This is a genomic window from Acidovorax sp. JHL-9 (assembly GCF_000426205.1).
GTDB classification, from domain to species: domain Bacteria; phylum Pseudomonadota; class Gammaproteobacteria; order Burkholderiales; family Burkholderiaceae_C; genus Acidovorax; species Acidovorax soli.
In genome coordinates this window covers 19,815-30,128 of the sequence record NZ_AUEX01000038.1, presented here as the reverse complement: position 1 = coordinate 30,128, position 10,314 = coordinate 19,815, and the positions used below count along the sequence as shown (strand labels likewise).

12 protein-coding genes and 1 tRNA gene are annotated in these 10,314 nt (G+C 62.0%); 8 read left to right on the top strand and 5 right to left on the bottom strand.

All coding sequences use genetic code 11. From position 1 onward, the window contains the following. Window positions 1-1,671: DEAD/DEAH box helicase (locus K225_RS21185; protein ID WP_202900061.1), on the top strand; the 1,671-nt coding region annotated here is incomplete at its 5' end. 18 nt (window positions 1,672-1,689) lie between these two features. On the opposite strand, the gene K225_RS0118045 is transcribed toward K225_RS21185, so the two are convergent. The 4 genes from K225_RS0118045 to merR all read right to left on the bottom strand — a co-directional run bounded on the left by K225_RS0118045 (window position 1,690) and on the right by merR (window position 4,775). Further along, window positions 1,690-2,556 (bottom strand): nucleotidyl transferase AbiEii/AbiGii toxin family protein, encoded by an 867-nt coding sequence (locus tag K225_RS0118045; protein ID WP_026437664.1) that lies wholly within the window; start codon window positions 2,554-2,556, stop codon window positions 1,690-1,692. Continuing rightward, window positions 2,553-3,158 carry a type IV toxin-antitoxin system AbiEi family antitoxin domain-containing protein gene (locus K225_RS0118040; RefSeq protein WP_026437663.1) on the bottom strand — a complete coding sequence of 202 codons (606 nt, stop codon included), beginning with the start codon at window positions 3,156-3,158 and terminating at the stop codon, window positions 2,553-2,555. The genes K225_RS0118045 and K225_RS0118040 overlap by 4 nt, the downstream gene beginning before the upstream one ends. A 135-nt stretch (window positions 3,159-3,293) precedes the next feature. Then, window positions 3,294-3,767: an AlpA family transcriptional regulator gene (locus K225_RS22655; protein ID WP_238323276.1), complete on the bottom strand. Its 474-nt coding sequence runs from the start codon at window positions 3,765-3,767 to the stop codon at window positions 3,294-3,296. A 600-nt stretch (window positions 3,768-4,367) separates the two neighbouring features. Beyond that, a complete protein-coding gene (merR, locus tag K225_RS0118020) occupies window positions 4,368-4,775 on the bottom strand; it encodes an Hg(II)-responsive transcriptional regulator (protein WP_026437662.1) in 408 nt (135 codons plus the stop codon). Between the two features lie 42 nt (window positions 4,776-4,817). On the opposite strand from merR, the gene merT reads away from it, so the two are divergent. The 4 genes from merT to K225_RS0118005 all read left to right on the top strand — a co-directional run bounded on the left by merT (window position 4,818) and on the right by K225_RS0118005 (window position 7,037). Next, window positions 4,818-5,186 carry a mercuric ion transporter MerT gene (gene merT / locus K225_RS0118015; RefSeq protein WP_026437661.1) on the top strand — a complete coding sequence of 123 codons (369 nt, stop codon included), beginning with the start codon at window positions 4,818-4,820 and terminating at the stop codon, window positions 5,184-5,186. A gap of 12 nt (window positions 5,187-5,198) precedes the next feature. Beyond that, a complete protein-coding gene (gene merP / locus K225_RS0118010; protein ID WP_026437660.1) occupies window positions 5,199-5,483 on the top strand; it encodes a mercury resistance system periplasmic binding protein MerP in 285 nt (94 codons plus the stop codon). Further along, window positions 5,480-5,701, top strand: coding sequence for a GDCCVxC domain-containing (seleno)protein (locus K225_RS21955; RefSeq protein ID WP_081679732.1), 222 nt, complete (start codon window positions 5,480-5,482; stop codon window positions 5,699-5,701). The genes merP and K225_RS21955 overlap by 4 nt, the downstream gene beginning before the upstream one ends. Window positions 5,702-5,855: 154 nt before the next feature. Beyond that, window positions 5,856-7,037 (top strand): MFS transporter, encoded by a 1,182-nt coding sequence (locus K225_RS0118005; protein WP_026437659.1) that lies wholly within the window; start codon window positions 5,856-5,858, stop codon window positions 7,035-7,037. Window positions 7,038-7,064: 27 nt separating this feature from the next. Here the strand turns inward: K225_RS0118005 and asd are convergent, their stop codons facing one another. Then, window positions 7,065-7,916, bottom strand: coding sequence for an archaetidylserine decarboxylase (gene asd, locus K225_RS0118000; protein ID WP_026437658.1), 852 nt, complete (start codon window positions 7,914-7,916; stop codon window positions 7,065-7,067). 581 nt (window positions 7,917-8,497) lie between these two features. Between asd and K225_RS21175 the strand changes: the two genes are divergently transcribed. The 3 genes from K225_RS21175 (at window position 8,498) to K225_RS0117980 (ending at window position 10,150) form a co-directional block, all read left to right on the top strand. Further along, complete coding sequence (locus K225_RS21175) at window positions 8,498-9,484, top strand: HPP family protein (protein ID WP_369794881.1); 987 nt, start codon at window positions 8,498-8,500, stop codon at window positions 9,482-9,484. Window positions 9,485-9,728: 244 nt separating this feature from the next. Then, entirely contained in the window at window positions 9,729-9,977 is a 249-nt protein-coding gene (infA, locus tag K225_RS0117985) for a translation initiation factor IF-1 (RefSeq protein WP_024815327.1), read from the top strand. Window positions 9,978-10,073: 96 nt separating this feature from the next. Further along, window positions 10,074-10,150 (top strand) — tRNA-Pro (locus K225_RS0117980). Window positions 10,151-10,314: the final 164 nt, after the last annotated feature.

The window sequence follows — 10,314 nt, the reverse complement described above, 5'->3', positions numbered from 1 at the left end:
AGAACTTATCCACAACGTGAATATCAAGTTCACGAACCAGGGTGGGTCAGATCGAGATGGAAATGGTGGGTTACGGTTGCATGGAAATCAACAGAAGAGCAAGCCAAGGATGGTGAAACCGATTTCGTCGTCTGTCACCCGGATCTCGGGTACGTGTGCATCGAAGTCAAGGGCGGGGGCGTCGGGTTCGACTCCAGCAGCGGGGAATGGTTTTCCGTCGATCGCCATCATCAAAAGCATGCGATCAACAACCCCGTCAACCAGGCTCTGAAGGCCAAGTATTCGATTCGATCCAAGCTGAATGAGCACCAGCGTTGGCGGGATCTGTCGCTCGCCAACGTCCTCAGAGGTCACGCGGTGTTCTTCCCTGATGTCGGGGATGCGAATGCCCTAAGCCGGCCCGACATGCCGCCGACCCTCGTCGGCTGCGCGAAGGATCTCCAAGATCCGAAGGCGTGGATCGATGCAGTCTTCGCCTATTGGGGCAACGATGCATCGGGGTTCACGCCCATGGGCAGGCGCGGCATCGATGTCCTTCGCGATGTGTTCGCGCGCTCTTTCGTGGTCGCGCCCCTGATCTCGTCGCAGTTGGCCGACCAGGAGGCGCGTCGACTGGTTCTCACCAAGGACCAGATTCGCGTGCTCGATTTCTTGCGCTCCCACCGCAGAGTCGCCGTAAGCGGTGGCGCTGGCACGGGCAAGACGGTCTTGGCACTTGAAAAAGCACGTCGCCTTGCATCCGAGGGGTTCCGAACGCTGCTGACTTGCTACAACCGGCAGCTCGCGGACCACCTATCAAGCCTCTGTGCCGGCACCCCGAATCTTGATGTGATGAGCTTCCATCAACTGTGCCACCGGCAGGTTGAGAGGGCCAATCGTGCATCTGGGCGGGATCTGGTTTCCGAAGCCAAGGTCACCTATCCGGGCAAGGATCTCTACGAGGTGCAACTACCCAACGCACTCGGATACTCCCTCGAAGTCCTCCCGGATCGGTACGACGCCATCGTCTGTGACGAGGGCCAGGATTTTCGCGAGGAGTTCTGGGTCCCGCTCGAGCTGCTGCTGACCGACTACGACAGCAGCCCGCTTTACGTGTTCTACGACGACAACCAAAACCTGTATGCCCGCGCAGGGACTTTCCCCATCCGCGACGAGCCGTTCTCGTTGACCACGAATTGCCGCAACACGGCGCCGATTCACGAAGCCGCCTACAAGCACTACAAAGGCGTTCCAGTGAGTCCGCCTGACATTCAGGGCGATGACGTTCAATTTGACGAGTCGCCAAGTCGAGACCCACAGGCGGCCAAGATCAATGCCCGCATCGTCGACCTTGTCGCGAGACAAGGTGTTGCGCCCGGTGACATCACGGTGCTGGTGGCCGATGCCCTGCACAAGGCCGAGTACTACGCTGCCCTGAGAAGGCTTCCGTTGCCGAAGCCAGCGACTTGGCTTGAGGAAGGGGTTCGAGGCAGGTCCACGGTCCTGATCGACACCATCCAACGGTTCAAGGGGCTCGAATCGCCGATCGTGATCTTGTGGGGTTTGGACACCATCGACTTGTCACAGCGGCAAGAGCTGCTCTACGTTGGCATGAGCCGCGCGAAGTCGCTGCTGGTCATCGTTGGGCGGGCGGCAACGTGCGCTGCGTTCAAGGATTTCGCCAATCTCTGATGCCCGCTGACGTAGTGTTCAACGACCATCGGAATTCAAGGCCGGAGCCAATGCCACGCGCAATCGATCCACGACGGCAGGTAGTGGCTCGGGGGCAAGCTCGTTCTTCTTGAGAAATGTGAGCCACAGTGCCTGTCGCGATGGATCGTGCGCGAATTCGTCGGACAGCCCGATCGGAAGCGCTCCTGGCACCGCCATGCCGCGCCGCTCGAAGGTAGCCCGGATTGCCTTGGCCAGCAGTTCGCTGTCGAGAGTTTCCCGTTCCAGGAGCACCGACAGGTCGAAGTAGTCTTTCAGACGGCTGTTGGTCATGCCGAGCAGGGCAATGGCGTGGAGCTTTTCCGCAACAACGGTGTACGTCGGATAGGTCCGCAGCCGGGGCGCCGGCAGATCGTCCAGCAGCACCGGGTACACAGAATCCACGGGCGCTGGCGTGACGGCATCACCGAACCCGACGTCGATCTGGGTCTTGCACCGCGCTTTGGCCAATTCGCCCGTGATGACCACGCGCACGCCGCCGTAGCCGGCCTCCTTGCGTATCTCCTCGACCATGACCGAGGCTGGGTCGAACGCGATGCCGTCGTCGACGGCGACGGCGGCGATCTCACGGAAGGTTTGAGCCACGGCGTCCAGATCGCTGGCGCCAAAGCCGAGCAAGTCGGCGTCGCGTGTGGCCCGGTGCGGCATGTCGTACCAGAGCGTGAACAGCAGAGCGCCCTTGAGCAGAAAACGCTCGGCGTGCTGCGACTGGGCCAGGCGATAGAGGATGCGCTCCAGGGCGAAGCGCACCAGCACTTGATTGAAGTCGACACCCTGCGCCTTGGCGACATTCAGCAGGCGGGCTCGGACCGATGCGGCGACGTTCGCCGGACGTGCCGGCGTCATCCGATGCTCTCCAGGTAGGGGCGCATCACATTGGCCACGCGGCAGACCTTGGCGAAGCGCCAGATGTCCTCCGCCGTTGCTTTGCTGCGGGTCCGGGCGTCCTTCAGGGCCTCCAGCGCCACGTCCAGGCCAATCTTGTTGCGGTGTTTGAAGCAGTCCGCCACGGTCTTGGCCACGCCGTAGACCCGCAGCTTGACGCCGTCGCGTTCGACCTCCTCGACACCGGCCGTGTAGGCCTCGCCCGTGAACTGCACCATCTTGATAGGCGGATAGTCGATTCGGGGGGCATGGCTGCCGCGCGGCATGGCGATCCAGACCTGGCGCGGCAGTTGGGTGGTCAGCTCGTGGAACTGCAGCGCCGTGAGCAGGCAGAACACGGCCTGCGGTACCTTGGTGGCGACGGTGACCAGGCTCTCGTGTTCGGACCCCTGGGATTCCGGCAGGCGGTACAGGCCACGCCCAATCCGTTCCAGCAGGCCGGCGGCGGTCAGGCGCGTCAGGGCGACCCGGGGCGCTTCGATGGCGTCCAGATCGCTGGCGCGCAGCAGCCCCTTCTTGCTGGCCAGGCCGAGGACGCGCTGGGTGTGGGTGTCGGTGAGCATGGAGCGAGTATGTTCCAAAACATCGTCCAATGCAATATATCGACGAAACTAAGGAACATGCCCGTACCAGAGCCTGCAGCGCCACCTCCGGAGATCGAGCCGCCGAAGAGCGCGGCTCGACGCTGGCTCCCGGCCTTACGCCGGCAACTTGGCGATCGCCTCCAGGAGCGACCTCCTGCCCGCCTTCGGATCCGTGTCGACTTCGATGCCGTGGTCCTCCATTTCCTTGGAGCAGCGGCGTGCCCAGGACATCACCTCATCGAGGTTGAATCTCACCAGTTTCCCGACCCGGACGCACGGCAGGCCCAGAGCCTCGCGGAGTCTGGGATGGGTGAGCAGGTACATCGGAAGGCTGGTCGCAGTCGCCACTTCCCGGGCGCTGACCAGATTCGCGTCCGGCGACGCCACGACCTGGTTGCTACGTTCCCACGTGGATTCGTACAGGGCGCGGTTCTCGAAACTCAGCACCTCGTCCATCGGGTAGGTGACGCGCTTCGAGAGTTTGAGATACCGGGGTCCCCGGCCTTCACTACGCCAGCGCTGCAGGGTCTTCGGACTGATGCCCCAGCGCTCGGCGAGTTCGTTTTCATTGATGGCGATTTTTTGCATTGTGCAACTCCTTTCATGGTTGGTGGAGTTGCGCATTCAGGCCTACATCTCGGGCCACAGCCAAGGCGCGTGCGCGATTCTGGGCCAATCCGAGGACTGAAAGGACAGGAAGCAGTGCCATCCTGTTCAATGTGCGGACGCGGGTTCGATTGACAAATGCGAATCGAACTTGCGTCGTTCCTGACGATCCGCATCGCTGCCATGATCGGGGCGAGCTGATACGATTCACTCTGAACAGAGGGCTGATTCGCACCGTTCCGCATGGGTTTGCGCCGGTTGTAAGGCGCTGAGTTTGCTAGGTTTGGCGCGGGTTACAGGCCCACCACCACTATCCAAAAAACCAACCGTTATCGGTTGGTTTTTTTTCGTCTGTTCCCCCCAGTGTTGGCGCGGTTCCGGGCACCAGCCTCTTGACCGCCCCCTTGCCGAACCGCCGACCATCGGCCTCGAAATCGCCGTTTTTTCTCTCCGTTCTCTGTTGGCCTCTTGACCGTCCAAGTGTCCAAGTCCGCTGTTTTCGCGGGTTTGAGGGCATGCGGTTGCCGTTTTCGTCTGCTCAGGCGTCGGCGACCGAGAACGGGGAGCAACCGTCCTGGACGCTCACGCCGCCTGCAACGCCGCGATCAGCGGACACTGCACCTGCCCGCTCGCGGCGCAGCAGCGCTCGACGAGCCCCTGCAGTGCACCCTCGATCCGTTGCAGATCGGCAAGCCGGGCGCGCACATCGGCCAGCTTGTGCTCGGCCTGTTCGCGGGCCTCGGTGCAATGCGACCCATCCTCGAGCTTGAGCAGGTCCGCAACCTCGTCCAGGCTGAACCCCAGTCGCTGAGCGGACTTGATGAAGCGCACCCGCGCCAGATCCGCGTCGCCGTAGCGGCGGATGCCACCCCGGGGACGGTCAGGCTCCTGCATCAAACCCTTGCGCTGGTAGAAGCGGATCGTCTCGACATTGACCCCGGCTGCGTCAGCCAGGACGCCGATGGTCAGGGTTTCGGTGGTTTCATTCATGGCGCTTGACTCCGTACTTAAGTACGGAAGTAAGCTTAAACCATGAAACCAGATTCCCCAACTGAACCTCCACGCAGCGGACGCGGTGCGCTGCTGACCGGCGGTCTGGCAGCCATCCTTGCGTCCACCTGCTGCCTCGGGCCACTGGTGCTGATCACGCTGGGCATCTCCGGGGCGTGGATCAGCAACCTGACGCTACTCGAACCGTATCGGCCGATCTTCATCGGTGCGGCGGTCGTGGCGCTGTTTTTCGCGTACCGGCGCATCTGGCTGCTGCCTGCGGCGTGCGAGCCCGGGCAGGTCTGTGCGCGGCCAGAGGCCAAGCGCAGCTACAAGACGCTGTTCTGGATCGTGGTGGTGCTGGTGATTGTCGCGCTCGGATTCCCGCTGGTCGCTCCCTGGTTCTACTGAAAGGAAACTGCCATGAAGAAGCTCGTTGCCCTTGGTGCCCTGATCGTCTTGATGTCGCCGGTGTGGGCGGCCACGCAAACCGTCACGCTGTCCGTTCCGGGTATGGACTGCGCCGCCTGTCCGATCACGGTCAAAAAGGCGCTGACCAACGTACCCGGCGTCAGCAAGACCGAGGTGAGTCTGGAAAGGCGCGAGGCCAAGGTGAGCTTTGACGACCCAAAAGCGAACGTCGAAGCCCTCACGCGCGCCACCAAGGACGCCGGTTATCCCTCGACCTTGGTGGGAGCTGCCAAATGACCACCCTCACCCTGGAATCGACACTGACCTGCCCCGTATGCGGCCACGCTAAAACCGAGACGATGCCCACCGACGCCTGCCAGTGGTTCTACGAGTGCGAGCAGTGCCATGCCGTCCTCACACCGAAGCCCGGTGACTGCTGTGTCTATTGCTCCTATGGCACGGTGCCGTGTCCGCCGATCCAGGAGCGTGGCAAAGGCAGTTGCTGCGGCGGGTGATCACGCAGCCGCAGGCGTTCGCATGGCTCGTCCCATCGCGCGGGGATGGCACTGATAAGCTCGGGAGCGGCTGCAAGCGTGTGCATTGCTGCTGGACGCCTATGCCCAGCGTGTGTTCGAGGCCCACGACGAAAATCGCTAACACCCATTGATCATGACAACAACGCCCACAACAACGTCGCTCAGCAGGATTCCAACCGGCATCTGGGTGCTCGGGTTCGTGAGCATGCTGATGGACATCTCCTCCGAGATGATCCACAGCCTGCTACCGCTATTTATGGTCGGCACGCTGGGCGCAAGCGCATTGGCGGTCGGCTTGATCGAAGGCCTGGCCGAATCGACTGCGCTGATCGTCAAGGTGTTCTCGGGTGCGATCAGCGACTATCTGGGCAAGCGCAAAGGCCTGGCCGTGTTCGGCTACGCATTGGGGGCCTTGACTAAGCCCCTTTTTGCTATCGCACCCACCACCGGCATCGTGCTCACAGCACGCCTGCTGGATCGGGTCGGCAAAGGCGTGCGCGGCGCTCCGCGTGATGCATTGGTGGCGGATATCGCCCCGCCCGAGGTGCGTGGCGCAGCATTCGGGCTGCGCCAGTCCCTCGATACCGTGGGGGCGTTTCTCGGCCCGCTGCTGGCCGTTGGCCTGATGCTGCTGTGGGCCAACGACTTTCGGGCCGTGTTTTGGGTGGCCGTGATCCCCGGCTTGCTCGCAGTGGCATTGCTGCTGTTTGGCGTGCGCGAGCCCGAGCGCCACGTTGGCGAGAAGCGCACCAACCCGATAAGTCGTGAAAACCTCAAGCGCTTGAGCGGCGCGTATTGGTGGGTAGTCGGTGTGGGCGCGGTATTCACTCTGGCCCGATTCAGTGAAGCCTTTTTGGTGTTGCGAGCCCAGCAGAGCGGTATCGCCGTTGCGTTGGTGCCGTTGGTGATGGTGGCCATGAATGTCGTCTACGCAGCGTCGGCCTACCCGTTCGGGAAGTTGTCGGACCGGATGAGCCATAAGAAGCTCTTGGCTTGGGGCTTGGTCGTCCTGGTTGCTGCCGATTTGGTCTTGGCAATGGATGACCGCTGGACGACGGTGCTCGCAGGCGTTGCGCTATGGGGCGTTCACATGGGCATGACGCAGGGCTTGTTGGCGACGATGGTTGCGGATACGGCACCCGCCGACCTTCGTGGAACCGCCTTCGGCTTCTTCAACCTGGTCAGCGGTCTTGCCATGTTGATCGCCAGCGTAGTCGCTGGGCTGCTATGGGATCAGCTTGGAGCCGCGTTCACCTTTTATGCAGGTGCCGCTTTCTGCGGTGTGGCTTTGCTCGGCTTGTTCAAGAAATTCTGATCGACGCTGTAGGCGGACGGTGCCGTGTTAGCGGCCACTGCGCCGGGCCATGGCTTCCCCGAGTTGGATGGGCCGCTCAGCCGCCCAGTCGTGGTTGAACTGCAGCGGCCCCTGCGGGAAAAGCATCACCACGGTAGAGCCCAGCAGGAAACGTCCCATTTCTTCGCCTTGCTGCAGGCTTACCTGGCCCGCTGCATAGTTCCATTGCCGTAGCTGGCCCGTGCGGGGCGGGTTCACCTGACCATGCCAGACGGTGGCCATGCTGCCCACGATGGTGGCCCCCACCAGTACCAGCACAAAAGGCCCGTGGTCCGATTCAAAGACGCACACCACGCGCTCATTGCGTGCAAAAAGACCCGGTACGCCACGCGCCGTGGTGGGGTTCACGGAAAAAAGGGCACCCGGCACATGCACCATTCGCGTGAGTCGGCCTGCGCAGGGCATGTGGATGCGGTGGTAGTCACGTGGACTCAGGTACAAGGTGGCGAAATGGCCGTGGTCAAAGCGCGCTGCCAGTGCGGCATCACCACCCACCAGCGCGGTGGTGGAGTAGTGGTGGCCCTTGGCCTGAAAGATCAGGTCTTTTTCTATGCGGCCAAGCTGGCTGATGGTTCCGTCCACTGGGCAAATCAGATCAGCCGATGCCAGTGGGCGCAAGCCCGGTTTCAGCGCGCGCGTGAAAAAGTCGTTGAATGATGGATAGCTGGCGATGTCCGGATTGGCCGCCTCGGCCATGTTCACGTTGTAGCGGGCCACAAAGCGGCGTATCACCGCGGTAGTCAGGCCCCCCAGCCGTGCCGACGCAAATCTGCCGGCCAGCGTGGTGAGTGCCCGCTTGGGCATGAGGTACTGGGGCAGAACTGCCAGACGATCGGACACGGGCAAGCCTCTCAAGGACGAAAGCGGCTGATTCTATCGGCCGCATGCCTCGGGGCTGGTGCCATGCATCCCCGCAGTCCTTACCGTGGCAAGGGGGCGTGTCCTGTGCGCAGCGAAATCACCGTGCGACAGCCCGGGAAACCGAAACCCGTTTTGCCGAGGCGGCCCGGTGCGCATGATGGTGGGCGCAAGAAATGCTGCAAATGCTTTGCTGCCGGGTTTTGGCCGGGCGTCCATCGCATTGCGGTGGACTTCGGCAAAATAGTGAGCCAGGTGCTGGTTCAGTGCGATTTTTTCCTGAATGAGTTGAACCACGAACACGATAAGCCGAGGTGCGACGGTGCCCTGGCGTTTGCGATTGCGTCATGTCCTCTCCACATTCGGGCCTTCCTCCCACCCCTCCTGCCACACTTCTGACATCGCCTGGCGCGCGGTGGCTGCGCTGGCTTCGTCGTTTCTGGCCCGCGCCGGTTGGCATTGATGGCCATGAAAGACTTCGGGTGGTGGTGGGTGTCTCTCTCGGTGTCCTGATTGCAGCCCTGCTGAGTCGCTGGTGGGCGATGGACCACGCTGGCCCGTGGATGGTGGGCTCGCTGGGTGCGAGCGCCATTCTGGTCTTTGGCTTGCCGTCCAGCCCATTGGCCCAACCCTGGCCGGTGCTGGGTGGCAGCACTCTGTCGGCACTGGTGGGCGGTGTTTGCGTGGCCCTGGTGCCCGACCCTGCCGTTGCAGGAGCACTGGCGGTGGGGCTGTCCATGGCGCTCATGGTGCCCCTGCGTTGCCTGCATCCGCCAGGCGGTGCCATGGCACTGTATGTTGTGATAGCCCAGGGCAACGGATTACAACTGGCGGTTTTTCCGATTTGCTTCAACGCCTTGGCTCTGGTGGTTTTGGGTGTGGCCTACAACACCCTGACGGGGCGCCAATATCCGCATTCGCAACGCTGGCGCGAACCAGCGGGCCCGCCACCATCGGGACCCTTTGTCGCATCGGACGTGGATGCCGCGTTGTCTCACTACAACCAGCTTCTCGATGTGAGCCGCGAGGACCTTGAGGGGTTGTTGCATCTGGCCGGTCGAGCGGCCTTTCAGCGAACGCTGGGGGATCTGCGCTGTTCGGACGTCATGTCCAAGCCGCCGTTGGTCGTGGAGGCGAGCGTGTCGCTCAAGGACGCCTGGGCGCTGATGCGCAGCCAGCAGGTCAAGGCGCTTCCCGTGGTGGATGCACATCGCCTTGTGGTGGGTATCGTCACCGTGGCGGACTTCATGCGGCTTGCCAACCTGGATATGCACGAAGGCCTGGGGCAGCGATTGCGGACACTGGTGATGGGCCGCAGCGGCCAGCCGGCATCGGTGGGCGAGATCATGTCGCACCCTGTACAAGTGATTGGAGAACAGCAGCACGCCATGGATCTCGTGCCTCTTTTTTCGCAGGGTGGGCATCATCACATTCCGGTAGTGGACACCCGTCAGCAGTTGGTGGGCATCATTACCCAGACAGATCTGGTGCGCACGCTGGCTGGCGCCTTGCAGATTCCGCAAGTGGCGGGCTCCACCCCTGCTGGGTAGTTTGGCGCGCCGGCATAGGCAGACCGGGGACATCGCGCTACAATCAGCAGGCTCATGCACAGCGCCTCGCCTGTCCATTGAAGCCGTCTCCCCGGCCTCTTTTCTGATCTGCGCCCCGGGTGCAGCGACTCCCCCGCCCGCAAAGCACCGTGCCCCGAGCCCCCTGAAGGCACGGTAACGGCGGTCGTGGATGCACGATGTGCTGGTGTGCCAACCACAGAATATTTGTTTTTAAGAGATAACCATGGCCAAAGAAGAACTCATTGAAATGCAAGGCTCCGTGACGGAAGTTTTGCCGGATTCGCGTTTTCGCGTCACCTTGGAAAACGGCCACCAGCTGATTGCCTACACCGGTGGAAAGATGCGCAAGCACCATATCCGCATTTTGGCGGGCGACAAGGTGTCGCTGGAATTGTCGCCCTACGATTTGACCAAGGGACGCATCACTTTCCGCCATCTGGCGGGTCGTGGTCCAGGGCCCTCCAGCCGTTGATTTTTCTCCATGGCGGCTCCTGCCGCAGGAGAGACGTAAAAATGAAATGCGTCAAATCCAAAACAGGCCGGATTTTCGGGTTAGAATACGAGCTGTCGGAGCGTAGCGCAGCCTGGTAGCGCATCTGCTTTGGGAGCAGAGGGTCGCGAGTTCGAATCCCGCCGCTCCGACCAATGTTCAAAGGACTTGCAGCACAAGCTGCAAGTCCTTTTTGCTTTCTGCCTAATGGGAGTATGGTGCTTTGCCAAGCTCCAGCCCATTCGCGATGAGAACCACATCATCACCATAAAAAAAACGCGGCCTGGGCCGCGTTTCCTGTGGGTGAGTGGGCGTTCCG

Coding starts and splice junctions, on each gene's coding strand:
- infA (WP_024815327.1), top strand. CDS start 9,729: ATGGCCAAAGAAGAACTCATTGAAATGCAAGGCTCCGTGACGGAAGTT.
- merP (WP_026437660.1), top strand. CDS start 5,199: ATGAAGAAGCTCGTTGCCCTTGGTGCCCTGATCGTCTTGATGTCGCCG.
- K225_RS21955 (WP_081679732.1), top strand. CDS start 5,480: ATGACCACCCTCACCCTGGAATCGACACTGACCTGCCCCGTATGCGGC.
- K225_RS0118045 (WP_026437664.1), bottom strand. CDS start 2,556: ATGACGCCGGCACGTCCGGCGAACGTCGCCGCATCGGTCCGAGCCCGC.
- K225_RS0118005 (WP_026437659.1), top strand. CDS start 5,856: ATGACAACAACGCCCACAACAACGTCGCTCAGCAGGATTCCAACCGGC.
- K225_RS22655 (WP_238323276.1), bottom strand. CDS start 3,767: ATGCAAAAAATCGCCATCAATGAAAACGAACTCGCCGAGCGCTGGGGC.
- K225_RS0118040 (WP_026437663.1), bottom strand. CDS start 3,158: ATGCTCACCGACACCCACACCCAGCGCGTCCTCGGCCTGGCCAGCAAG.
- K225_RS21175 (WP_369794881.1), top strand. CDS start 8,498: ATGGTGGGCTCGCTGGGTGCGAGCGCCATTCTGGTCTTTGGCTTGCCG.
- merT (WP_026437661.1), top strand. CDS start 4,818: ATGAAACCAGATTCCCCAACTGAACCTCCACGCAGCGGACGCGGTGCG.
- merR (WP_026437662.1), bottom strand. CDS start 4,775: ATGAATGAAACCACCGAAACCCTGACCATCGGCGTCCTGGCTGACGCA.